Source organism: Paraburkholderia sp. OAS925 (assembly GCF_040543975.1).
Lineage (GTDB): Bacteria > Pseudomonadota > Gammaproteobacteria > Burkholderiales > Burkholderiaceae > Paraburkholderia > Paraburkholderia graminis.
Map to the genome: position 1 here is coordinate 3084207 of NZ_JBEUNO010000001.1, position 23197 is coordinate 3107403.

Sequence of the window (23197 nt, forward strand, 5' to 3'; positions counted from 1 at the left end):
CCCCTGCCGAAGCGGCCAAACCCAACGCACACGCGGGTTTCAGCCTTTGTCCGCGTAAGGGTTCGTCGACGATCTGAACTCTATTCGCAATGGAGTCCCGGTCAGCTTGAAAGTTTCCCGGAAGCGGTTTTCAAGGTAGCGTTTGTACGTTTCGGTGATCGCGTCGAGCGCGTTGCCGTGAATCACGATGATCGGCGGATTCTGTCCACCCTGGTGCGCGTAACGCAATTTCGGCCGCACCGGACCGCGTCGGCGCGGCTGCTGGAACTCGACCGCCTCGATCAGCGCGCGCGTCAGCTTCGGTGTGGGCAGCTTCGACATTGCCGCGGCGTAGGCGTCGTCAACCGAGCGCATGAGCGGACCGATTCCCGTTTTTTCCGCAGCCGAAATGAAATGGAATTTGGCGAAGTCGAGGAATTTTAGTTTGCGTTCCAGATCGGCTTTCGTGCGTTCGCGCACATGCGAATCGAGCCCGTCCCATTTGTTCACGCCGACCACCAGCGCGCGGCCCTGCTCGACCACGAAGCCGGCAATGTGCGCGTCCTGTTCCGAAATATCCTGGCGCGCGTCGAGCAGCAGAATGACGACGTTGGCGTCCGAAATCGACTGCAGCGTTTTGACCACCGAAAACTTTTCGATCGCTTCGAACACCTTGCCGCGGCGGCGCAAACCTGCCGTGTCGATCAGCGTGTACGGCTTGCCCTGACGCTCGAAGTCGACGTAGATCGAATCGCGCGTGGTGCCGGGCATGTCGAATGCGATCACGCGCTCTTCGCCCACCAGCGCATTGATCAGCGTCGACTTGCCCACGTTCGGACGGCCGACGATCGCGATCTTCACGCCGCGCGCTTCCTTGTCCTCGTCGGTCTCTTCGGGCTGGCCCGCGTACGCGACGCCGAGCGCCTCGTTGATCATTTCCGTCACGCCGTCGCCGTGCGCGGCCGAAATCGCGCGCGGATCGCCGAGACCGAGTTCGTAGAAGTCGGCGGCAACGGTGCTGTACTTCATCCCCTCGGCCTTGTTGACGACGAGGAAGATCGGCCGGCCCGTCTTGCGCAGATAGTCGGCGATCGACTTGTCTTGCGGCGCGAGACCATTGCGTCCGTCGACGATAAACACGACGATGTCCGACTCCTCCACCGCCTGGCGCGTCTGGCGCGCCATCTCGTGCAGGATGCCGTCTTTCGCGACCGGCTCGAAACCGCCCGTGTCGACGACGAGATACGGCCGCTCACCAGTGCGCCCTTCGCCGTAGTGGCGATCGCGGGTGAGGCCGGGCAAGTCGGCGACGAGCGCGTCACGCGAACGCGTGAGGCGGTTGAACAGCGTGGATTTCCCCACATTGGGGCGCCCGACGAGGGCAATAACGGGTTTCATCAGATGTTGTTCACGGTGAAACGCGGATCGGAATCGACCGTCCGCATAGCGACGCCATTGCGCCGCTACACGGCAGCGTTTGACGAAAATTATCACGAATTCGGCCAGCCCCGGATGCGCTGTCCAGATGCGCGCCGAGGCGGACGGGGGTTTGGCTGATGCGCAGCGTGATCGGCTGCGAGGTCATGTCCTGCTGCAGGCGGTTCGTTCGCCGGCTACGCTGCGTGTCTTGTGATGCGGCTGACTGCGCCGCTGACTATGCTGCTGACTGCGGCACTGACTGCGGCACCACCAGCAACAAGCGGCGTCACGCGTGCTGCTTTTGTTGATCGCTTGCGTGCATCGCTCGACTGCATCGCGTTCATGCGCTGCTGTGTTCGCCGTTCGCGGCCGATCGCTGTTATTCGCAGCGATTGTGCCGCTCGCTTTTGCAGCGTTTTTCGTTCTCACCGGCTCAGCCAGTCCGGTGGAATCGCTTACTTACCTCGCGATGTGGCACGCGCGATGTGCGTTGCCTGCACCGCCTGCCGGCGTCGGCGCACGCAAAGGTGCTACCACTACTACGCGCCTCAAAAAACGCGCGGCCGGCAAAGCCGGCCTGCGCGCTCGACAGCGCCCCCGCCAATCAGCGCGGACGGTAACCGTACAGGTCGCCGTCGCGCGTTTGCACGACGAGCGTCTCGCCGGCCAGCACGGGTGCCGCGCTAATCGCGCTACCGTCGGTCTTCATGCGTGCGACGAGCGTTCCGTCCTCGCGCGACAGGAAGTGCACGTAGCCCTGATAGTCGCCCAGCACCGCAGCGCGGCCAAGGATAAACGGCACGCCGAGTTCGCGGTTCTTCAGCTTGTCGTTCTTCCACAGCGGCGCGCCGGTGGTAACGTCGAACGCGGACACGACGGACCAGTCGTCCGGTGCGACGACCGCGCGATCGTCCTGCGCAAGACCGCTCGCGCTCGAGAACGCCTTTTCCCACAGCGCACGGCCCGAGTTCGCATCGAAACAGCCAATCTGACCTTGGAACGTCACCGCGCAGGTTTCCGAACCGACCAGCGTGGGCGGGCCGGTCACGTCGTTGATGCGCTCCACTTCCGTCACGCCCTTCGGATAGGACACCGGCGTTTGCCAGTACGTCTCACCCGTTTGCAGATTGATCGCCGAGAACGATCCGCCAGGGAAACCGGCCAGCACGGCCGCGTCGCCCGCGAACGTCATGCCCGACGACACGCGCAGGTTCAGCGGCACAGCGCGATTGCGGTAGTTCCACTTCTGCTCGCCGGTTTGCGCATTGAACGCGACGATCTGGCCGTCGACTGTACGCACGACCACGAGACCATTGCCGACGAGCGGCGGCGAGATGATTTCGCCGGGCGCCTTGGCCGTCCACAATTGCTTGCCGTCTGTGCCGAGCACATAGACGTCGCCCTTCAGACCGCCGACGGCCGTCAGCGTGCCGTCGCTGCCGACACCCGCGGAGATGTCGTCGTGCAGCTTGACTCGCCAGATGTCCTTGCCGGTTTGCGCGTCGATCTTCGCAACGGAGCCGTTCGCGCCGGCCGCGTACACCGCGTCGCCGATCGCAACCGGCGAGAACAGATAACGGCCTGCCTTGCCGACGCTCGTCTTCCAGGCTTGCTGTACGTCGAGCACGGGTTTGAACTCGGTGAGCGGCGTCGGCACGCGGCGCTCGTCTTTCGTGGATGAGCATGCCGCGAGAGCGAGGACGGTCATCGCACAGACAACGGGCACAGCGTAACGTTTCAGCAGATTCATCGGTGGACGAAGCATTCAGGAAATAGGTTAAAGAAAGGCCGGTTGATCTTGGCGGGCGACGTTGCGCGCGCTGCTTAGCCGCCCAGCGCGTCCAGCTTGAACTGGATCAATTGGCGCTCCGAACTGTCGTTCTTCGGCAGCGATTCGAGCGCGAGCTTGTAGGCCGCGCGCGCGTCGTCACGCTTGCCCTGAGCGGCGAGCAGATCGCCGCGGCCGTTGGCCACGATGCCCTTGAACGCGTCGGATTGCGGTTCGGCGAGCAGTGCGAGGCCCTGGTCGTAAGCCTTCTCGTCGAGCAGCAGCGAAGCGAGGCGCAGCCTGGCGATCTGCTTGAACTCGTCGTCCTTCGCGTGATCGATGGTCCATTGCAACTGCGTTTTCGCGCCGGCTTCGTCGCCGGCTGCGTACAGCGCCTTCGCGGCGCCAAGCGCCGTCATTTGCGCGTACGCGGTGCGGCTGAACTTGTCTTCCATGTCGGCGGCGACGCGGCTGATCTTCGCCTTATCGCCCGATGCCACCGCCTGCTGCACCTGGTCGTACAGCACGGCGGCTTCCGCGGCCTGACGCCGCTGCCAGAAATTCCAGCCGTTCCAGCCGGCTGCGGCGACCAGCGCCACCAGCACGATCCACGTGGTTGCATTGCCCCACTGCGCCCACCATGCCTTCAGACCTTCAATCGATTCTTGTTCGTCGTGGTAACTCATTGCCCGGCGATTTCCTCTTTCTTGCTACGTGTGCGTGTCGAGTCTGATCGGTCACAAAACCGGCTCGACGACATCGCGATCAGTCGTCGCCGTCTTCGGCGGTTGCAACCATCGCATTGATTAGAAATTCGGTCAAGTCTTCGGCGGGCACGTTATGTTGCTCGTTTTTACCGCCGTTAGCATTTGTATCTCGCAGCGGTTTGACCCCGACCGTACCGTTCGCGATCTCGTCTTCGCCGAGCACCACGGCGAACGCGGCGCCGCTTGCGTCGGCGCGTTTCATCTGCGATTTGAAGCTCGCTGATTGACCGTCGGCGCTGCAATGCAGGATCACGTCGAGACCGGTGTCGCGCAGCCGCTCGGCAATGATGAAGGCCTGCTCGCGCGCCGCATCGCCCTGGTGGACCACGTACACGTCGCAACCTTCGTCTTCGGGCACGAGCTGTTCTTCTTTCAGCAGCTCGAGAATCCGCTCGATGCCCATCGCCCAGCCGCATGCAGCCGTAGCCTTACCGCCGAGTTGCTCGATCAGCGGATCGTAACGGCCGCCCGCGGCGACCGTGCCTTGCGCGCCGAGCTTGTCCGTCACCCATTCGAACACGGTCAGATTGTAGTAATCGAGACCGCGCACGAGACGCGGATTGATCGTGAACGGAATGTTGTTCGCTTTGAGAATGCGCTGCAAACCTTCGAAGTGCGCGCGCGATTCCTCGCCGAGAAAGTCGATCAGCTTCGGCGCGTTCTGAGCGACTTCCTGGAGCGCCGGGTTCTTCGTATCGAGCACGCGCAGCGGGTTCGTGTAGAGACGCCGCTTTGCATCTTCGTCCAGCACGTCCATATGCTTTTCGAGGTACGCAATGAGTTCGACGCGATGCGCCGCGCGCTCTTCCGCGAGACCCAGCGAATTGATCTCGAGCTTGATGCCCATGAGGCCGAGGTCGTCCCACAGCCGCTGGCACATCATGATGATTTCAGCGTCGGCGTCGGGGCCGGCAAAGCCGAGCGCTTCCACGCCGACCTGATGAAACTGCCGATAACGGCCGCGCTGCGGACGCTCGTGACGGAACATCGGGCCGATGTACCACAGACGCTTCGGCCCGTCGTACAGCATGTTGTGCTCGATCGCCGCACGCACCACCGCCGCCGTATTTTCCGGGCGCATCGTCAGATTTTCACCGTTCAACGCGTCGGTGAAGCTGTACATTTCCTTCTCGACGATGTCCGTCACTTCGCCGATACCGCGCGTAAACAGCTGCGTATGTTCGACGATAGGCGTACGAATATTCTGGTATCCGTACGAACGCAGCATCGACTTGACGGTCGTTTCGAAAAATTCCCACAGCCCGGCTTCCTGCGGAAGGATGTCGTTCATGCCCTTCACGCCGGACAGCTTCTCGAGCTTTTTCTTCTGTTCAGTCATCTGTATGCGATAGCCGATGTTTAGTTGAGCGCCTCGGCGCGGCCATAGCGGCGCTCGACGTAGTCACTCACGATTTGCTGGAATTCTTGCGCGATGTTCTCGCCGCGCAGCGTCTTGACCTTCTCGCCGTCGATAAACACGGGCGCAGCCGGATTCTCGCCCGATCCCGGCAGGCTGATGCCGATGTTCGCCTGCTTCGACTCGCCCGGACCGTTGACGATGCAGCCCATCACCGCGACGTGCATTTTTTCGACGCCAGGATACTGGTCGCGCCAGACCGGCATTTGCGTACGCAGATAGGTCTGGATTTGCGACGCCAGTTCCTGGAACAGCGTGCTGGTCGTGCGACCGCAGCCGGGGCAGGCAATGACCATCGGCGTGAACGAGCGCAGACCCATGGTCTGCAAAATTTCCTGGCCGACGATCACTTCGCCGGTACGCGGCGCGCCCGGTTCAGGCGTGAGCGAAATGCGGATCGTGTCGCCGATGCCCTGCTGCAGCAGCACCGACAACGCCGCCGTCGACGCGACGATGCCCTTCGAGCCCATGCCCGCTTCCGTCAGACCGAGATGCAGTGCGAAATCGCAACGGCGCGCGAGCTCGCGGTACACCGCGATCAGGTCCTGCACGCCGCTCACCTTGCACGACAGAATGATCTGGTTGCGCGAGAGACCGAGTTCGACCGCCCGCTCCGCCGAGCCGATCGCCGACTGGATCAGCGCTTCGTACATCACGCTTTGCGCTTCCCACGGCGTGGAACGCGCGGCGTTTTCGTCCATCATCTTCGCGAGCAGGTCCTGGTCGAGACTGCCCCAGTTCACGCCGATACGAACCGGCTTGTCGTACTTCACCGCCGCTTCGATCATCTGCGCGAATTGCGTGTCGCGCTTCGCGCCGTGGCCGACATTGCCGGGGTTGATGCGGTACTTCGACAACGCCTCCGCGCACGCCGGGTAGTCGCGCAGCAGCAGGTGGCCGTTGTAATGAAAATCGCCGACGAGCGGCACCGATACGCCCATGCGGTCGAGCTGCTCGCGCACCGCCGGCACGGCCGCGGCCGCCTCCGGCGTGTTGACCGTGATGCGCACCAGTTCCGAACCGGCTTGCGCGAGTTCCTTGATCTGGATAGCGGTGCCGATGGCGTCGGCGGTGTCCGTGTTTGTCATCGACTGGACGCGCACCGGCGCGTCGCCGCCGATGGTGACGAGCTGGCCGCCCCAACGGACGTCGACCGCATGCGACTTGCGCCGCGGCGCCTGTCCGCCGAACACCGGCTCGTTTGACACGATCTTGCTACTGGATTGGGATTGAGCTTCGGATTGCATCGAAAAACCCATTTACGCCGCAGTCGCCGCAAAAATGCAGCGCCTGAATTGAAAAAGCGCCGCGGTCCGGTTGGCCGCGGCGCACACCGTCTGTATCAAGGCAGCGCGAAGCGCGCCACGTTGCCTTTCGCCGCCGCATATTTCGACGGATCGACCGGCTGGCCGTCGAGCGTGATCGACTCGAGACCCGCCTTGTTGCCGACCGTAACCTTCAAGGGCGCTTCGCCCGTCACTTCTTTTGTGTCGCCTGCACGCACGAGGCCGGAGAACACTTCCTTGCCGTCCTTGCCGCGCACGCTGAACCAGCTATCCTGCGTGACGCGCAGCGCAACGATGGCCGAACCTGCCCGCGGCGCTGCAACTGCCGCCGATGCGCCCGCGACCACCGCCGGCGCGCTCGCCACAGGAGCAGAGGGCGCAGCAGGCGTAGCCGTGACGGGCGGCGCCGAAGCCGGCGCCGTGCCGGCAGCGAGCGGAGCGGGCATCGGTGTAGCCGACGACGCGCCTTGCGCCGCAGCGTCCGTCTCGGGCGCCGCCTCCTGAGCGGCTGCCTCCGAGCCGGCCGCCGGGCCTTGCGCGACAGCACCGGACGCACCAGTGGCGCCACCCGCGCCGCCGTTCGCGCTTGCTTTCAGGCGCGCGAGCCAAGCCGTGGAATCGCCGCCATTGGTATGCCACATGGCGAGCGCGATAACCGCGACGATCACCGCCGCGACGCCCCACAACCACGAGCGGCTTCTTTGCGCGCCCCCGCCGAGCGACAGCGACACGCGGCCGCGCGGCAAATCCTTGCCCGATGAAGCCGGCATCGACAGATCCGGCGCAGGCACGCCCTTCTCGCGACGCAAAGCCTGCGTAAACGGCGTGGGATCGGCGCCGAGCATCTTCGCATAGCTGCGCACGACGCCGAGCGCAAACGTGGTGTCCGGCAAGTGGCTGATGTCGCCCGCTTCGAGCGCGCGCAATTTGGCGGGCGCCACCTTGAGGCGGGCAGAAACGTCTTCGATCGACCAGTTCTTCGATTCGCGCAGTTGCGTCAAGCGCGCGCCAACCGCCGCCAGCGAGTCCAGGCCCGGCTGCCCCACAGGCTGCACCACCGCCCGTGCGACAGATGCCGGGCGGCCTTCGTTCGTGTCTGTGTCCTGCGGCTGCGGGTGCTGCGGCTCACTCATCCCAAATCCTTTCGCGTCGATTCTTTTTTCACTGTGCGACCGGACCGGTCCAAACCTCATGTCCGAATCGCAGACCGTTTATAACAAAATGCGCGGCCTCTTGTGCCGCTTCCGATCGATTCTGCAAACTTTCTTTTCAATTGCCGGGGCGTGAAGCGTTTTTGCGCATTCTCCGGCGCTTGCGCCGAATCTTCGCAGCCCCCCGCCCCTTCCTGCTAGACGGCGCGAACCTCGATGATCTTCGCTGCCTTCCCGGTGCGCTCAGCGAGACGCGTGCGGTCTTTCACCGCACCCGCCAACTGACCGCAGGCAGCGTCGATATCATCGCCGCGTGTTTTGCGCACGGTGGTGACGACGCCCGCGTCCATCAACACCTGTGCAAACCGCTTGATCTGTTCCGACTTCGAGCGCACCAGGCCCGATTCGGGGAACGGATTGAACGGAATCAGATTGAACTTGCACGGGACGTCGCGTGTGAGCGCGAGCAGCTCGCGCGCTTGCGCTTCGCTGTCGTTCACGCCGTCCAGCATGCAATATTCGAAGGTAATGAAATCGCGCGGCGCGACTTTCAGATAGCGCTGGCAAGCCGCCATCAATTCGCGCAGCGGGTATTTTTTGTTGAGCGGCACCAGCATGTCGCGCAGCGGATCGCTCGGCGCATGCAGCGATACCGCCAGCGCAACAGGCAGATCGGCGCCCAGCCGGTCCATCATGGGTACGACGCCCGAGGTCGACAGCGTGACGCGCCGGCGCGACAGGCCGTAGGCGTTGTCGTCGAGCATCAGGCGCATGGCGGGTACAACTGCGTCGTAGTTCAGAAGCGGCTCGCCCATGCCCATCATCACGACGTTCGTGACGACGCGCTCGCCCTTGCCTTCGCCGCCCACGGCGCGGCCGCCGGCCGCGCCGAGCGACGCGCGCAGCGCGAACTCGGCCATGCGCAACTGGCCGATGATTTCACCGGTGGTCAGATTGCGCGAGAAACCTTGCTTGCCGGTCGAGCAGAAACGGCAGTTCACCGCGCACCCCGCCTGCGACGACACGCAGAGCGTGCCGCGCGTTTCTTCCGGGATGAAAACGGTTTCGACCGCGTTGCTGTTGCCGACGTCGATCAGCCACTTGCGTGTGCCGTCGGTAGAAATATGGTCGCTGACGATGCCCGGCATCGAGATCGTGGCGCGCCCCTTGAGCTTTTCGCGCAAGGACTTCGCCAGATCGGTCATGCCGTCGAAGTCCGCAGCGTTGTACTGGTGGATCCAGCGCTGCAATTGTTTGGCGCGAAACGGCTTCTCGCCCAGGCTGTCGCAGTAAGCGACGAGCCCTTGGGCGTCGAGGTCGAGAAGGTTGACGGTGGAACTGCTCGTCATATCGATTCCTGCCATTTCAGTGCGAGACTGGTTCATGCAACAAGCTGCATGAACGCAAAACCGTTCGCGCCCATCCTGCTGCTTTTACCTTACTACTTTGCCCGGCGATTGGTGTGAATAAACGCATTGACTGCACCGGCCGCCGGGGCAATTCAGCATTAGCGCGAGTACACGTTCACTTGCGGGAAGAAGAACGCGATTTCAACTGCAGCCGTTTCAGCGGCGTCCGAACCGTGCACTGCGTTCGCGTCGATGCTGTCGGCGAAGTCGGCGCGGATCGTGCCCTTTTCGGCCTTCTTCGGGTCCGTTGCACCCATCAGATCGCGATGCTTCAGGACGGCGTTTTCGCCTTCCAGCACTTGGACGACCACCGGGCCGGAGATCATGAATTCAACCAGGTCCTTGAAGAACGGGCGTGCGGCGTGCACAGCGTAGAACTTCTCAGCGTCGGCGCGCGACAGATGGACCATGCGCGAAGCCACGATCTTCAGGCCGGCGTTTTCGAAACGGCTGTAGATCTGGCCGATCACGTTCTTGGCCACTGCGTCCGGCTTGATAATGGACAGGGTGCGTTCGATCGCCATAAAAACTCCAAAAAATTAAGAGGTTACAGATTCAAATGAATCCGCTATTGTAGCATGTTCCCATGTATGATTGCGATTGAACCCTTACAGCATTGAAAGACTCCAAGCAGGAGTTTGTGAATGCTGGTAGCGTAGGCCGTGTGGGACTTTCAACGCACTTTTCGCAGCATGAACGCATTGAAACTCCGGGCCATCGCACCGATCTTATGATCGGGTAGTTTGCGGCGGGCGGCGAACAGCGTCCGGCGCGGCGGCATATGGCAACAACGGGCACCACCGGGCAAGAACGCTGGACAATCCGCTGACAACATCACGCAACACGCTTCTGACGTAAGGAGAGACCATGAACGATCATCCGTATAGCTTTGGCCGCACTGGCGCGGTCAGCACGGTCGAAACGCGTAACCGGGTGCTACGAAACACCTACTGGCTGCTGGCGCTGTCCATGATTCCGACAGTGCTCGGCGCGTGGGTGGGTCTCGCCACCGGTTTTTCGCTGTTCGCCGCCACCAGTCCCGCCATGAGCCTGCTGGCGTTCTTCGCGATCGCCTTCGGCTTCATGTTCGCGATCGAGAAAACAAAAAATAGCTCCGCGGGCGTGTTCGTGCTGCTGGGCTTCACGTTCTTCATGGGCCTAATGCTGTCGCGCATTCTGGGCTTCGTGCTGGGCTTCTCCAACGGCCCGTCGCTGATCATGCTCGCCTTTGGTGGCACTGGTGTGATCTTCGCGTCCATGGCGACCATCGCGACCGTGAGCAAGCGCGACTTCTCCGGTCTCGGCAAGTGGCTCTTCATGGGCGTGATCGTGCTGCTGCTGGCGTCGGTCGCGAACGTGTTCCTGCACCTGCCGGCGCTGATGCTCACGGTGTCCGTCATGGCGATCGTGATTTTCTCGGCGTACATGCTGTTCGACGTGCAGCGCGTCGTGAACGGCGGCGAGACGAACTACATCACCGCGGCGCTCGCGATCTATCTCGACCTGTACAACGTGTTCGTGAACCTGCTGGCGCTGCTCGGCATTTTCGGCGGCAACCGCAACTAAGGTTTCACACCTCGCACCTCGGCGGCGCTCAACGCGCCGGCCTGGTGGAAATCGTGAAAAGCCCATAACGATCGCTCGTTATGGGCTTTTTTTACGCGTGCGATGACGATGCGCCCCGGCGACAAACCGCCGCGGCCCCGGACCTACTCGCGCATCACAAGCTGAGCCACTCGAATCCATCCGTCTGCGACGCGACCACCACCTCGGTCGCCGCGGCGCCGAGCACGCTCGCCATCGCGGCCTGCGCGAGTTCCGGCAGATTGTTCTGCTGACTCAAATGCGCGGCGACCAGATGGCGCAGACGCGAGCGATCGAGCGAAGCCAGAATTTCGCCCGCCGCGTCGTTGTTCAAATGCCCGTGATTGCCGCCGATCCGCGCCTTCAGCGATTGCGGATAGCGGCTGCCGGCCAGCATGCGTACGTCGTGATTGCATTCGAGCACCAGCGCGTCGCAGCCGCTCAACACAGTGCTGATATGAGGCGTGGACGTGCCGACGTCAGTCAGCACGCCAAGACGGCTCGCGCCATTCGAGAACACGTATTGCAACGGCTCGCGGGCGTCGTGAGGAACGGTGTAGGGAAGAACGCTCAGGTCGCCGATCGCCACGGCCTCGTCGCCCCACAGCACTTGCAGATCGACGTCGGCTTCGTCGGCACCGACCGCGCGGGCCGTGCCCCAGCTCATGTAGAGCGGAATCGACCACTTGCGCGCGAGCGTCAACGCGCTGCCAATGTGGTCGCTGTGTTCGTGTGTGATCAGAACGGCGTCGAGCGCTTCGGCGCTCGAACCGAGCCGGTTCAGGCGCCGCTCGACTTCTTTCGCCGAGAAGCCGCAATCGAGCAGCACGCGCGTGGTGGTTACGCCGCTTTGCGCCTCCACCAGCAACGCGTTGCCTTCACTGCCGCTGCCAAGACTTGCGAACCGCACGGCCTGTTCAGTTCAGCTGTGCGTGCAGGAGCGTCACGAGGCGCTGCGCGTCGGACGAATTGTCGATCTGGCCGTTCGTGTCCAGCACCGCGACCTGCGTCACGGCGTCACCCTTCGGGCGCACGTTGACGAGGAACTGCTGACCAGGCTTCTTCGTCGAAGTGCCGCTGTAAAACAGCTTGCCGAGCAGCCCTTCCTTCTTCAGTTCCTGCATCGAATCGGCGTAGCGCACGTAGTAGATGCCCTTCTCGCGATCGCGGTTGTCGACCGTGAAGTTGGTGCGGTCGAGCGCCAGGCCCACGCGCAGCCACGCACGGTCGAACGATTCCTGCAGGTCGAGCGTCGACGCGCCCGCGCTCTTGTCAAGCGTGGCGGGAGCCGTGGCCGGACGCGCTTCCGTCAGCAATTGCTTCGACTGCTTTTCGGTGAGACCGAATTTCTGCATCAGCTTGGTCAGGAACAGCGCTTCGAGCGCCGGGTCGCGCGGACGCTCTTCCCAACGCGACGACGTCTTGTCCTGCCCCGTCAGCACTTCTTCCATCGCGCTATGCGTGACGGAAATGTCCGTGGTATCGGAAGGACCGCGCGACACGAGCGTACGGAAACTGTCCCGCGTGCCCGACGAATAGGCGAAGTCGATCACTTTGCCCACCGTGCGGCGGAACCAGTCGTCCGGAATGTTGGCGCGGTTTTCCGCCCAGTCGGTCACCATGATGCCGGTGGCCGGCGCGTCGGTCTTCAGTGCGAAGCCGTTTTCCTGCCAGAACTCCTGCAGCTGCGGCCACAGTTGTTCCGGCGAGCGGCCGTTCACCACCAGCCAGCGACGGTCGCCGTCGCGCTCGATGTGCATGCCGTACGGGTCTTGCGCGGTCGGCTGGCCTTCGGTCGAATTGCCGGCCGCCGTGACCGCGCGCTTGCTCGCGCCGCCCAACGCCAGATTGGCCGGCGGTGCAACGTAACGCTGATCAGTGCCGGTGGTGGTCAGGTCGCCGGGAATGGCGAGCGGCGGCGCGCTGCCCGCAGCCTTGTAATTCACACGATCGGAAGCGAACCAGTCGTTCAGGGTGTCACAGCCGGCGAGCGTCACCAGGGCAAGCGTCAGCGCCGCCATGCGGGTTGCGTGGAGGGAAAGTGCGGAACGTTTCATGAGGTCCTTCGTGATGCTGGAACGCGGTGCCTGGTTCTGGGTGCCGGGAACGTGGGCTGGATCGACGTCGGTTAAGGAAATGCCGGTGGCTGGGCGAGCGCTGACGGGTATGACAGGCCGCCCGGTTAGCCGAGCAGGCCCGCTTCGCGCAACGCGCCGCGCACCACTTCGTGGTATTGCGCGTCGAGCGGCGTGAGCGGCAGGCGGATGCCGCCCTGCACACGACCCAATTGCTGCAGTGCCCATTTCGCCGGAATCGGATTCGATTCGATGAACAGGTTCTTATGCAGCGACAAGAGCTTCAGATGAATTTCGCGCGCGGTCTTCGCGTCCGCCGCAAGTGCGGCCTTGCAAAGCTCGCTCATGGCGCGCGGCGCGACGTTGGCCGTCACTGAGATATTGCCGTGGCCGCCGAGCAGCATCAACGCGATGGCGGTCGGGTCGTCACCGCTGTAAATACCGAAGTGCGCCGGCGCCGACTTGATCAGATGCGCGGCGCGATCGATATTGCCGGTCGCTTCCTTCACACCGATGATGCCCGGCACCTGCGCGCAACGCAGAATGGTCTCGTTGCTCATGTCCGCGACCGTGCGGCCCGGCACGTTGTACAGGATCACCGGCAGATCGACCGTTTCGGCGATCTTCACGAAATGACGGTAGATGCCTTCCTGCGTCGGCTTGTTGTAGTACGGCACGACCTGCAGCGTCGCGTTTGCGCCGACTTCTTTTGCCTCGCGCGTGAGCTCGATGGCTTCGGTCGTGGAATTGCCGCCCGAGCCCGCAATCACCGGAATCCGGCCCGCCGTGTGCTCGACCGCGGTCTTGACCATCAGCACATGTTCCTCGACGGAAAGCGTGGCCGATTCGCCGCTCGTACCGACCACCACGAGCGCATTCGTGCCCTCGGCGATATGCCAGTCGATCAGTTTGCGAAACGCCGGCAGGTCGAGGCTGCCGTCTTCGAGCATCGGGGTGATGATGGCAGGAATGCTGCCGCGAATCTGAACGCCGTCGTTGCCGGCGGTGTTGCCCGAGTGTGTGCCGTTAGTCATGAAACGCCATGAATTTGATCAGGTAAACCGCGATTGTAGCGGATTAGCCAGCCAACTCGTAACAAGGCGGGGGCGCCGCCTGCGCGGGGTTGTCTGAGCGGTCCGCCTCGAGAATGGCGCAGATGCGCTGGACGTAAGCCGGGCGTGGCTGCGCGAGAAAACCGTCCTGAAACGCGACCACCCGCAAGTGCCCGCGCACGACCTCGAGCAGCTCGCCAGGCGCGAGCAGGAACGCGGGGTTAGAGGGCTTGCCGACCGTTTCGTTTCCTTGCGCGAAGGTCTCGTAAACCAGTACGCCGCCGGGCGCGAGCGACGAAACCAGTTGGCCGAAAAGCGGCCGATGCAGATAGTTGGTGACGACGACCGCCGCGAACTTCTCGTCCGTGCGCAACGGCCACGGAGCGCCTTCGATGTCGGCCAGGATACGTGTGACGAGCGGTTCGTCGGCGAGCGCATCGAGCGCGGCCGCGTCGCGGTCGATCGCGGTGACGGGATGCCCCAGCGACGCAAAAAAGCGCGCATGCCGCCCCGCACCCGAAGCGACGTCGAGCACCGCGCCGCCCGCCGCGACCAGATGCGCCCAATGACGCACCCAGCGCGACGGCTCGCCCAATCCATGCATGGCTGCGGCCGGCGTGCTCATGACGTGCGCGCCGCTCGTCAGTTGTACGACAGACCCATCGCCTCGCGCACGTCGCGCATCGTTTCCGTGGCGAAGCGGCGCGCCTTGTCGCAGCCGTCGGCGACGATCGCGCGCAACAGCGACGGGTCGTCCATGTACTTCTGCGCGCGCTCGAGCATCGGCTGCTGCTCGCGCAAGATGCCTTCGATCACCGGCTGCTTGCATTCGAGACAGCCAATACCCGCCGACCGGCAGCCCTTCTGGACCCACTGGTGGGTGGTTTCGTCCGTGTAGACCTGGTGCAACTGCCACACCGGGCACTTGTCCGGATCGCCCGGATCGGTGCGGCGCACGCGCGCCGGATCGGTCGGCATGGTGCGCACTTTCTTCGTGATGGTCTCGGCATCTTCGCGCAGACCGATCGTGTTGCCGTACGACTTCGACATCTTCTGGCCGTCGAGACCCGGCATGCGCGACGCTTCGGTCAGCATGGCCTGCGGCTCGACCAGAATGATCTTGCGCGAGCCTTCGAGATAGCCGAACAGGCGCTCGCGGTCGCTCATCGACAGACTTTGCGATTCCTGCAACATCGCGCGCGCCTGCTCGAGCGCCTCGTCGTCGCCTTCCTGCTGATAGGCGTTGCGCAGTTCGTGATACAGCTTCGCGCGCTTGCCGCCGAGCTTCTTCGCGGCTTCGTTCGCCTTGTCCTCGAAATCCGCCTCGCGGCCGTACAGATAGTTAAAACGCCGCGCGATTTCACGCGTCATTTCGACGTGCGGCACCTGGTCTTCGCCGACCGGCACGAGCGACGCGCGATACAGCAGAATGTCCGCCGCCATCAGCACCGGATAGCCGAGAAAGCCGTACGTGGACAGATCCTTGTCCTTCAGCTTTTCCTGCTGCTCCTTGTAGGTCGGCACGCGTTCGAGCCAGCCCAGCGGCGTACTCATGCCGAGCAGCAGCGATAGCTCCGCATGCTCGGGCACGCGGCTCTGGATGAACAGCGTGGCCTGCGCCGGGTCGATACCGGAGGCGAGCCAGTCGATCAGCACCTCCCAGACGTTTTTCTCGATGACCTCGGGCGTTTCGTAGTGGGTCGTCAGCGCGTGCCAGTCGACGACAGCGAAGAAGCACGGGTATTCGGACTGCAGCCGCACCCAGTTTTTCAGCACGCCGTGATAGTGGCCGAGGTGCAGCGACCCGGTGGGCCGCATGCCGGAGAAGATACGGTCTGGGAACATGATTATTTAGAAAAGCGAAACAAGTGGAGTCAGGATTGCGGTGATGCCGCTGTAGCCGAGCGCGACGAGCGGGCTCAACCAGTAGCGCGTCAGCGTGCCCGTCATGACCAGCGCCATGACGATAAAAAAGCCATACGGTTCGAGGCGCGACAGCGCGATGGCCTGGCGCGGCGGCAACAGCGCCATCAGCACGCGGCCGCCGTCGAGCGGCGGCAGCGGGAACAGATTCAGCACGCCGAGCACCAGATTCACGCCGACGCCCGCGCCCGCCATGCGCGTGAAGAACGGTTCGTCGACGGCCATCACGGCGAGCGCCACGCCGAACAGGCCCCAGATCAGCGCCTGGACGAAGTTGCATCCCGGCCCGGCGGCCGCGACCCACAGGCTGCCCCAGCGCGGATTGCGCAGATTGCCGAACGCGACCGGCACCGGCTTCGCATAGCCGAACATGAACGCGCCGCTCGTGGCGAAGTACAGCAGCAACGGAATGGCGATCGTGCCGAGCGGGTCGATGTGCCGCATCGGATTGATCGAAACGCGGCCGAGCACGTAGGCCGTATTGTCGCCGAGCCAGCGCGCGACGTAACCATGCGCGGCCTCGTGCAGCGTGATGGCGAAGATCACCGGCAACGCGTAGACCGCGATGGTTTGTATCAGGGAAGAATCCATAACTCGCTATTGTAACAATGCGATTGCGTGCGTCTGTCCGCTTTCGCTCATGCCGTCTCTTCGAGACCGAATGGCGCGAGAGAACCGCGCCCTGCCCGCACCAGCACCGGCTCGTCGCCGGTCAGATCGATCACCGTGGACGGCTCGCACACGCAAGCCCCGCCGTCGATCACGAGATCCAGTTGTTTTTCAAGCCGCGCGCGGATTTCCTCGGGCTCGTTGAGCGGCGCCGTTTCGCCCGGCAGAATCAGCGTCGAGCCGAGCAGCGGCTGGCCAAGTTCGCCGAGAATCGCGAGCGTGATCGCATGGTCCGGCACGCGCAGGCCGATCGTCTTGCGCGACGGATGCGAGAGCCGCCGCGGCACTTCTTTCGTGGCCTGAAGCACGAACACATAAGGCCCCGGCGTCACCGATTTGATCAGCCGGTACTGACGGTTGTCCACCATCGCGAAGTTCGCGAGTTCCGACAGATCGCGCACCAGCAGCGACAGCAACTGCTTCTCGTCGAGGCCGCGAATCCGGCGCAGGCGCTCCACGGCGTCCTTGTCGTCGAGATGGCACGCGAGCGCGTAGCTCGAGTCGGTCGGCAATGCGACCACGCCGCCGTCGTTGATGATCTGCACGGCCTGCTTCACGAGGCGCGGCTGCGGGTTATCGGGATGAAGCCGGAAGTATTGGGACATGGCGGCTAACGATGGCGACGGAGAAACAACGGTTTATAGCGCGGCTCAAGGCAAAACGACCGTGGACCGTGCGAAGCAAACGCGGACTTGACGAGCGGGAACGCGAGCGCGCCAGACCCCTGGCTCGCACACGACGTGCCGCGTCGGCACGGCGCGCGTTCACAGCCAGCGTTCCCAGACGGGCTTGAGATCGGAAGGAAGCGGCGGCAGCGTGCCCAGTTCGACACGCCCCTCGCCCGGCGCATGAAAATCCGACCCGCGCGACGCCTCGAACCCGAAGCGGCGCGCGACGTCGGCGTATTCGCGGTATTGATCGGGCGTGTGGCTGCCCGTGACGACTTCAATTGCCTTGCCGCCGAGGTCGATGAATTCGGCGAAAAACGCGTCGAATTCGGTCGGCGAGTACGCGTAACGGCCCGGATGGGCAACGATTGCCTCGCCGCCGGCCGCCTTGATCCAGCCGACCGCGTCGGCCAGTTTCGACCAGCGGTGCGCCACATAGCCGGGTTTGCCGTCGCCGAGATAGCGGTTGAATACGTCTTGCGTGGACGCGGCGTAGCCGCTTTCGACGAGGAAGCGCGCGAAATGCGTACGCGAGATCATGTCCGGGTTCGACACGTACTTGAGCGCGCCTTGATACGCGTCGGGAATGCCGAGCGTGGCCAGTTGCTCGCCGATTGCCTCGGCGCGCGCCGCGCGGCCGTTGCGCGTGCGCGCGAGGCCGTCGATCAGCACCGAGCTGGTCGGGTCGATGCCGAGCCCGACAATGTGAACGGTACGCGCCGCCCACGTCACCGAAATTTCCACGCCGCTCAGATAGCTCATGCCCAGTTCCGCGGCGGCTTCACGCGCTTCCTGCTGGCCGCCGAGTTCGTCGTGATCGGTCAGCGCCCACAAGGTCACGCCCCCCGCATGCGCACGGCGCGCGACATCGGCCGGCGCGAACTGGCCGTCGGAAACGGTGGAGTGACAGTGGAGGTCGGCGTTCATCATCGTCTGGAGAAGGTTTGCAGCCATTTTACTGCAACGCAGTAAGTGGACGCAGAGCAAATCTCGTAGGCGATTGCTCCGGCGGCTTCGCTGCGACGCTCGCGCCGGCGCTGTGCCCCCTTCCCCGCGCTACGCGCAGAATCCCTCGATCAGCGCCGCCACCTGTTCGGGCTGGTCGTGGTGCACCATGTGCCCCGCTTCGTCGATGAACTTCTCGCGCCAGTCGGCAAATGCCTGGAAACGCGCCTTGAATTCGTCGAGCGGAATCTCGCCGGCCAGTGTCGCGAGCGTCGGCGAATTGGCGGCTTCGACATGCAGCACTTTCGCGCTCACCTTGCGCCAGACGGCCATGACCTCGTCGAGCCGGTACAGCGTCGGGCCGCGCAGTTTGTGCGCCGGGTCGGCGAGCAGCATGAAACGCCCTTCGCCGTCGGGCTTCGACCAGTGCTTCGCGAGGAACTCCGCGCGGGCCGGGGCGAGCCGCGGATTCGTCTTGATGAGGCGCCCGGCGACCTCGTCAAGCGACGCGTAGCGCTTGAGTTGCGGCGGATCGCGCGACTCGTCGAGCCAGTTCTGCAGACGCTTCGGGGCTTGCGCCGGGTGCGCGGGCGCGAGTCCGAAGCCTTCCAGATCGACCACCCGCCGCACGCGCTCGGGGCGCGCGCCCGCATACAGGCAGACGACGTTCGCGCCGAGGCTATGCCCGACGAGATTTACCTGGCCGGTCGGCGCGTAGTGGTCGAGCAGCGCGTCGAGATCGGCGAGGTAATCGTGGAACCAGTAGTGGCCGCCGCCGCTTTGCGCCACCGGCCAGTCGGACAGGCCAAAGCCGCGCATGTCCGGCGCGATGACCTGCCAGTCGCCGCCGAGCGCATCCACGACGAACTGGAACGACGCGGCGACGTCCATCCAGCCGTGCAGCATGAACAGCATCGGCGCGTCGGGATGGCCCCAGCGCCGCACATGCAGACGGATGCCTCGGACGGCGACGAACTCGGAGCGGGAAGTATTCATGGTCGGATGCCCGCCAAAAAAGAATGATCGTTCGATTATAACGAGATAGGCCGACGATGGGCGGCGCCCGAGTGCGGACTAACTCAGTCGCGTGGAGACGCCCTACTTTTGCGGATCGTCCACGTCGAGGCCCGCCAGCGCCGCCAGTTCGGCGAGTTCCGCGTCGTCGAAACCTGCATCGCGGCGCGCCTCGAAATTGAACGGACCACGCAATTTCGGCGCGTGATACTGGTCGGCGAGGCGCGTGTAGGTCGTGTGCGGGTCCAGCCCGCCTTCGTCGCACAAATGACGAAACCAGCGATTGCCGATCAGCACGTGGCCGATTTCGTCGCGCAGAATCACGTCGAGAATCGACGCCGAAGCGTCGTCGCCCGCCTGCTGCAGACGCGCGCGGATCGGCGGCGACGCATCGAGGCCGCGTGCTTCGAGCGTGCGCGGCACGAGCGCCATGCGCGCGAGCACGTCGCCACGGGTGCGCTCGCACATGTCCCACAGGCCGTCGTGCGCGGGAAAGTCGCCGTACGCATGGCCGTAGTCCGCGAGCCGCGCGGACAGTAGCGAGAAGTGGTACGCCTCTTCGGCGGCGACTTTCAGCCAGTCGGTGTAGAAAGCGGCGGGCATGCCGGCGAAGCGCCACACGGCGTCGAGCGCCAGGTTGATCGCGTTGAATTCGATGTGGGCGAGCGCGTGCAGCAATACCGAGCGACCTTGAGGCGATTGCATGCTGCGCCGCCCGAGCTTGCGCGGCTCGACGAGTTCCGGACGCGCGGGCCGGCCGGGCAATTCCGGCGGTTCGTCGAGTGTGATATTGGCGATACACGGCAGGCTGCCGTCGAGCACCGCTGCGTAGAGCGCGCGCGCGGCGTTTGCCTTGGTCGCCGGATCGGGTTCGCGCAGCGCGGCAAGCGCCGCTGTGCGCGCGCAAAGCGCGTCGTCGCCCATGTCAGACGCGGACTGAACGGACGAAGCGGACGAAGCGGACGAAGCGGACGAAGCGGCGGACATCATGGCAGCGTGATCGGTAGAGGGAAGTGAGAGCGACGGAGGTCGACGGACGTTTAAGGGCAGCGCGCGCCTGTCGCGGGCAAACAGCGAACGGAGCTGGCGTCGGTCGGGTCACAAGCGCAGTGGCTACCGCCGCTTGCAGGTCTGACGGCATGGCCGCACTGGCCGCTTGTGTCCGCACGCTGCAACACCATGCAACAGCAACCCGCCAGACCCACCAAACCGCGCCCACCACCCCGCATATCGCACGAAGCGGCCGAACCACACAACCGTTTACAATACTCGATTCGACGCTCGCGAGAGCCCAAAGCGCCTCGCAGCAGCCAACGAAAAGCCGTCAAACCCGACACGCCGCGAGCCGTCCGCACGCCCGGCGACCGATCCGACCGATCCACGAGGAGACAACGTGACCATTTACAAGCTTGGCGACGCCGCACCGAACATCCACGAAAGCGTGTTCGTCGCGGATTCCGCGACCATCATCGGGAACGTGACGCTGGAGGAAAATTCGAGCGTCTGGTTCGGCGCGACGCTGCGCGGCGACAACGAGCCGATCACGCTCGGCGCGGGCAGCAACATCCAGGAAAACGCGGTGCTGCACACGGATCCGGGCTTTCCGCTGACCATCGAGGCCAACGTGACAATCGGGCATCAGGTCATGCTGCATGGCTGCACGATCAAGGAAGGCGCGCTGATCGGAATTCAGGCGGTGGTCTTGAATGGCGCGGTAATCGGCCGCAACTGTCTGGTCGGAGCGGGCGCCATCGTGACTGAAGGCAAAGTGTTTCCCGACAATTCGCTGATTCTCGGCGCGCCCGCGAAAGTGGTGCGCGAACTGACCGACGCGGACATCGCCAACATGCAGCGCGGCACGGCGAGTTACGCCGAGCGCCGCGAGTATTTCAAGGCGCAGCTCGTGCGTATCGGCTAACCGGCCGGGCGCGCGGCGCGCACGGCGTGTGCAGGGCATCTCGCCGTGCCGCGCCATTCGACAGAGGAAAAGTTGTGAGCGACCAGTTGCAAAAATTCATGTTCAGCGCGGCGCCGGTGCGCGGCGAAATCGTTTCGCTGCGTAATACATGGCAGGAAGTGCTGACGCGCCGCCAGTATCCGGCGCCCGTGCGGACGATTCTCGGCGAAATGATGGCCGCGTGCGCGCTGCTGTCCGCGAATCTGAAGTTCGACGGCACGCTGATCATGCAGATTTTCGGCGACGGCCCGGTCAAGATGCTGGTGGTTCAATGCAGCTCCGACCTGTCGATGCGCGCCACCGCCAAACTTTCCGGCGACGAAGACAGCGTGATCGGCGAGACGACGTCGATGATCGAATTGCTCAACGCAAGCGGTCACGGCCGCTGCGTGATCACGCTCGATCCGCGCGACAAGAAGCCGGGGCAGCAGCCGTATCAGAGCATCGTGCCGCTGTCGGGCGAAAACGGGCCGCTCGAGTCGATGGCCGAAGTGCTCGAACACTACATGCATCACTCCGAGCAGCTCGACACGCGCCTGTGGCTCGCGGCCAATTCGGAGCGCGCGGTCGGCATGCTGCTGCAAAAGCTTCCCGGTGACGGCGGCATCGTCCCGCATCCCGGCGAACTGGACGCGGATACATGGGAGCGCGTCTGCACGCTTGGCGGCACGCTGTCGCAAGACGAACTGCTGAAGGAAGAACCCGAGACGGTGTTCCGGCGCCTCTTCTGGCAGGAGAACGTCCAGCATTTCGAGCCGGCCAGCGCGCGTTTCGAATGCACCTGCTCGCGCGAAAAAGTCGGTTCGATGCTGAAGATGCTGGGTCGCGACGAAGTTGACGGCGTGATCGCCGAGCGCGGCCACGTCGAGATTCATTGCGAGTTCTGCAATCAGCGGTACGAGTTCGACCCCGTCGACGTGGCGCAACTTTTTTTCGCCAACGCACTCTCACAAGGTGTGACGCCGGCCGCTGAACAACGGCATTGAAGCGGTCGGCGGGTGGGCGCTTTGCGGGTTCGTTTAGTGTCCGCAGAGCGTCCGCTTTGTGTCTGCTCAATGTCCGCTTAGGCTGCGCTGACGTATCGACCGATCGAGATTCAACATGAGCATTCCCACTTCATTGCCGCGTCCCGCGCGCACGCTCGCCGTGTTGACGGCGCTCGCCGGCCTCACCGCATTGACCGGTTGCATGATGGACCCGCCGGGTCCCTCGCCCATTTTATAGCCGGCTGCCCGCCGACCAGTCGGGCATGGCCAGCACCGCACAACCGCTGACGCCGGCCGAGCGCGAGCGTTACGACGCAATCGACCGGCAGGTCATGGCCGAGCAGAACCAGGCCATCGCCGCCGAAAACGCCGCGCAAGCGTGGTCGCGTTATTACAGCCCGCGTGTGCCCGTCAGCGTGTACGGCAGCTACTACGGCGGTGGATGGGGACACGGCTGGGGCACCGGCGTCGGCATCGGCTATGGGTCGTACTGGGGCTGGTGATCCAGTGGCAGGTGCGATGCCGCAGAGCCGTCGTTCCGGTCGCCGAATGTGCGGCCCAAAATGCAAAAAGGCGCGGTTCACAGACCGCGCCTTTTTTGTCTCCCTCTCGACGCCCTAGTCAGTGCGCGGGCTTCTTCTCTTTCGCCGCCTTGCTGCCGTGCTTACGCTCGGGCTTCGCGCGCGACTCCGGATTCGGCACCACATGCAGCGGCGCGGCCGACACCTCGCCGCGTGTCGACGCACTAGTCGACGGCGCGTTCGCCGTCGGCAACGGCGCATTCGGCGACACGAACTGCACGAACACTTCGCCGTCCTTGACCATGCCCATCTCGTAGCGGGCGCGCTCTTCGACGGCAGCCGTGCCGTTCTGCAGATCCTGCACCTCGCCTTGAATACGCTCGTTGCGCAGCTTCGCGTCGGCGTTCTTTTGTATCTGCTGCGCGAGCTGTTGCTGCAGTTCGTGGACGCGCAACCACCCGCCGTGGCCCCACCACAGCGGGTACTGGATCAACGCCAGCAGAACGATCAGTACAGCAGTGACGAGCCGCATGAAGTAAGCACAATAAATACGCGCCGCCCTGCGCTTTACGCAGGGCGGCGAGGTCAATCAGACACGAGGAAGAAC

The 23197-nt window shown here is 64.0% G+C and carries 22 protein-coding genes and 1 pseudogene; 4 read left to right on the forward strand and 19 right to left on the reverse strand.

Features of this window, described 5'->3' with window-relative positions; all coding sequences use genetic code 11:
• Positions 1 to 39: 39 nt before the first annotated feature.
• The 8 genes from der to ndk form a co-directional block, all read right to left on the reverse strand.
• Positions 40 to 1377 carry a ribosome biogenesis GTPase Der gene (der, locus tag ABIE53_RS13435; RefSeq protein ID WP_029967444.1) on the reverse strand — a complete coding sequence of 446 codons (1338 nt, stop codon included), beginning with the start codon at positions 1375 to 1377 and terminating at the stop codon, positions 40 to 42.
• Positions 1378 to 2002: 625 nt separating this feature from the next.
• On the reverse strand, positions 2003 to 3148 hold the full coding sequence (gene bamB / locus ABIE53_RS13440) for an outer membrane protein assembly factor BamB (protein ID WP_029967447.1): 1146 nt from the start codon (positions 3146 to 3148) through the stop codon (positions 2003 to 2005).
• 74 nt (positions 3149 to 3222) lie between these two features.
• Positions 3223 to 3852, reverse strand: a complete 630-nt coding sequence (locus ABIE53_RS13445) for a YfgM family protein (protein ID WP_053858426.1) — start codon at positions 3850 to 3852, stop codon at positions 3223 to 3225.
• A gap of 79 nt (positions 3853 to 3931) precedes the next feature.
• Complete coding sequence (gene hisS / locus ABIE53_RS13450) at positions 3932 to 5272, reverse strand: histidine--tRNA ligase (protein ID WP_053858427.1); 1341 nt, start codon at positions 5270 to 5272, stop codon at positions 3932 to 3934.
• 20 nt (positions 5273 to 5292) lie between these two features.
• Positions 5293 to 6609: a flavodoxin-dependent (E)-4-hydroxy-3-methylbut-2-enyl-diphosphate synthase gene (ispG, locus tag ABIE53_RS13455; RefSeq protein WP_053858428.1), complete on the reverse strand. Its 1317-nt coding sequence runs from the start codon at positions 6607 to 6609 to the stop codon at positions 5293 to 5295.
• A gap of 83 nt (positions 6610 to 6692) precedes the next feature.
• A complete protein-coding gene (locus ABIE53_RS13460; RefSeq protein ID WP_053858429.1) occupies positions 6693 to 7769 on the reverse strand; it encodes a helix-turn-helix domain-containing protein in 1077 nt (358 codons plus the stop codon).
• Positions 7770 to 7984: 215 nt separating this feature from the next.
• Complete coding sequence (gene rlmN, locus ABIE53_RS13465) at positions 7985 to 9136, reverse strand: dual-specificity RNA methyltransferase RlmN (RefSeq protein WP_029967454.1); 1152 nt, start codon at positions 9134 to 9136, stop codon at positions 7985 to 7987.
• A gap of 158 nt (positions 9137 to 9294) precedes the next feature.
• Positions 9295 to 9720, reverse strand: coding sequence for a nucleoside-diphosphate kinase (gene ndk, locus ABIE53_RS13470; RefSeq protein ID WP_006051306.1), 426 nt, complete (start codon positions 9718 to 9720; stop codon positions 9295 to 9297).
• 343 nt (positions 9721 to 10063) lie between these two features.
• Between ndk and ABIE53_RS13475 the strand changes: the two genes are divergently transcribed.
• The gene (locus ABIE53_RS13475) at positions 10064 to 10762 is read left to right on the forward strand and encodes a Bax inhibitor-1/YccA family protein (RefSeq protein WP_006051305.1); all 699 of its coding nucleotides are present in this window, start codon (positions 10064 to 10066) and stop codon (positions 10760 to 10762) included.
• A gap of 154 nt (positions 10763 to 10916) precedes the next feature.
• Here the strand turns inward: ABIE53_RS13475 and ABIE53_RS13480 are convergent, their stop codons facing one another.
• The 10 genes from ABIE53_RS13480 to ABIE53_RS13525 all read right to left on the reverse strand — a co-directional run bounded on the left by ABIE53_RS13480 (position 10917) and on the right by ABIE53_RS13525 (position 20116).
• The gene (locus ABIE53_RS13480) at positions 10917 to 11690 is read right to left on the reverse strand and encodes an MBL fold metallo-hydrolase (protein WP_107706567.1); all 774 of its coding nucleotides are present in this window, start codon (positions 11688 to 11690) and stop codon (positions 10917 to 10919) included.
• 7 nt (positions 11691 to 11697) lie between these two features.
• Positions 11698 to 12837 (reverse strand): NlpB/DapX family lipoprotein, encoded by a 1140-nt coding sequence (bamC, locus tag ABIE53_RS13485; RefSeq protein ID WP_107706566.1) that lies wholly within the window; start codon positions 12835 to 12837, stop codon positions 11698 to 11700.
• A 125-nt stretch (positions 12838 to 12962) separates the two neighbouring features.
• Positions 12963 to 13889 carry a 4-hydroxy-tetrahydrodipicolinate synthase gene (gene dapA / locus ABIE53_RS13490; protein WP_006051302.1) on the reverse strand — a complete coding sequence of 309 codons (927 nt, stop codon included), beginning with the start codon at positions 13887 to 13889 and terminating at the stop codon, positions 12963 to 12965.
• 43 nt (positions 13890 to 13932) lie between these two features.
• Positions 13933 to 14532, reverse strand: a complete 600-nt coding sequence (locus ABIE53_RS13495) for a class I SAM-dependent methyltransferase (RefSeq protein ID WP_107706565.1) — start codon at positions 14530 to 14532, stop codon at positions 13933 to 13935.
• Between the two features lie 17 nt (positions 14533 to 14549).
• Positions 14550 to 15752: a tryptophan--tRNA ligase gene (locus tag ABIE53_RS13500; RefSeq protein WP_006051300.1), complete on the reverse strand. Its 1203-nt coding sequence runs from the start codon at positions 15750 to 15752 to the stop codon at positions 14550 to 14552.
• A gap of 6 nt (positions 15753 to 15758) precedes the next feature.
• The gene (locus ABIE53_RS13505) at positions 15759 to 16421 is read right to left on the reverse strand and encodes a site-2 protease family protein (protein ID WP_006051299.1); all 663 of its coding nucleotides are present in this window, start codon (positions 16419 to 16421) and stop codon (positions 15759 to 15761) included.
• A gap of 47 nt (positions 16422 to 16468) precedes the next feature.
• Positions 16469 to 17104, reverse strand: a complete 636-nt coding sequence (locus ABIE53_RS13510; protein ID WP_006051298.1) for an L-threonylcarbamoyladenylate synthase — start codon at positions 17102 to 17104, stop codon at positions 16469 to 16471.
• 159 nt (positions 17105 to 17263) lie between these two features.
• Entirely contained in the window at positions 17264 to 18094 is an 831-nt protein-coding gene (locus ABIE53_RS13515; RefSeq protein WP_029967460.1) for a 3',5'-nucleoside bisphosphate phosphatase, read from the reverse strand.
• 129 nt (positions 18095 to 18223) lie between these two features.
• The gene (locus tag ABIE53_RS13520; RefSeq protein WP_029967461.1) at positions 18224 to 19108 is read right to left on the reverse strand and encodes an alpha/beta fold hydrolase; all 885 of its coding nucleotides are present in this window, start codon (positions 19106 to 19108) and stop codon (positions 18224 to 18226) included.
• 102 nt (positions 19109 to 19210) lie between these two features.
• A complete protein-coding gene (locus tag ABIE53_RS13525; protein ID WP_192698849.1) occupies positions 19211 to 20116 on the reverse strand; it encodes a ferritin-like domain-containing protein in 906 nt (301 codons plus the stop codon).
• A 403-nt stretch (positions 20117 to 20519) separates the two neighbouring features.
• Between ABIE53_RS13525 and ABIE53_RS13530 the strand changes: the two genes are divergently transcribed.
• From ABIE53_RS13530 to ABIE53_RS13540, 3 genes and pseudogenes are all read left to right on the forward strand, one after another.
• Positions 20520 to 21044: a gamma carbonic anhydrase family protein gene (locus ABIE53_RS13530; RefSeq protein WP_006051294.1), complete on the forward strand. Its 525-nt coding sequence runs from the start codon at positions 20520 to 20522 to the stop codon at positions 21042 to 21044.
• Between the two features lie 74 nt (positions 21045 to 21118).
• On the forward strand, positions 21119 to 22069 hold the full coding sequence (gene hslO / locus ABIE53_RS13535) for an Hsp33 family molecular chaperone HslO (RefSeq protein WP_006051293.1): 951 nt from the start codon (positions 21119 to 21121) through the stop codon (positions 22067 to 22069).
• A gap of 115 nt (positions 22070 to 22184) precedes the next feature.
• Positions 22185 to 22572 (forward strand): annotated as a pseudogene (locus ABIE53_RS13540) (hypothetical protein).
• Between the two features lie 118 nt (positions 22573 to 22690).
• Here the strand turns inward: ABIE53_RS13540 and ftsB are convergent.
• Positions 22691 to 23122, reverse strand: coding sequence for a cell division protein FtsB (gene ftsB / locus ABIE53_RS13545; RefSeq protein WP_006051291.1), 432 nt, complete (start codon positions 23120 to 23122; stop codon positions 22691 to 22693).
• Between the last annotated feature and the right edge of the window lie 75 nt (positions 23123 to 23197).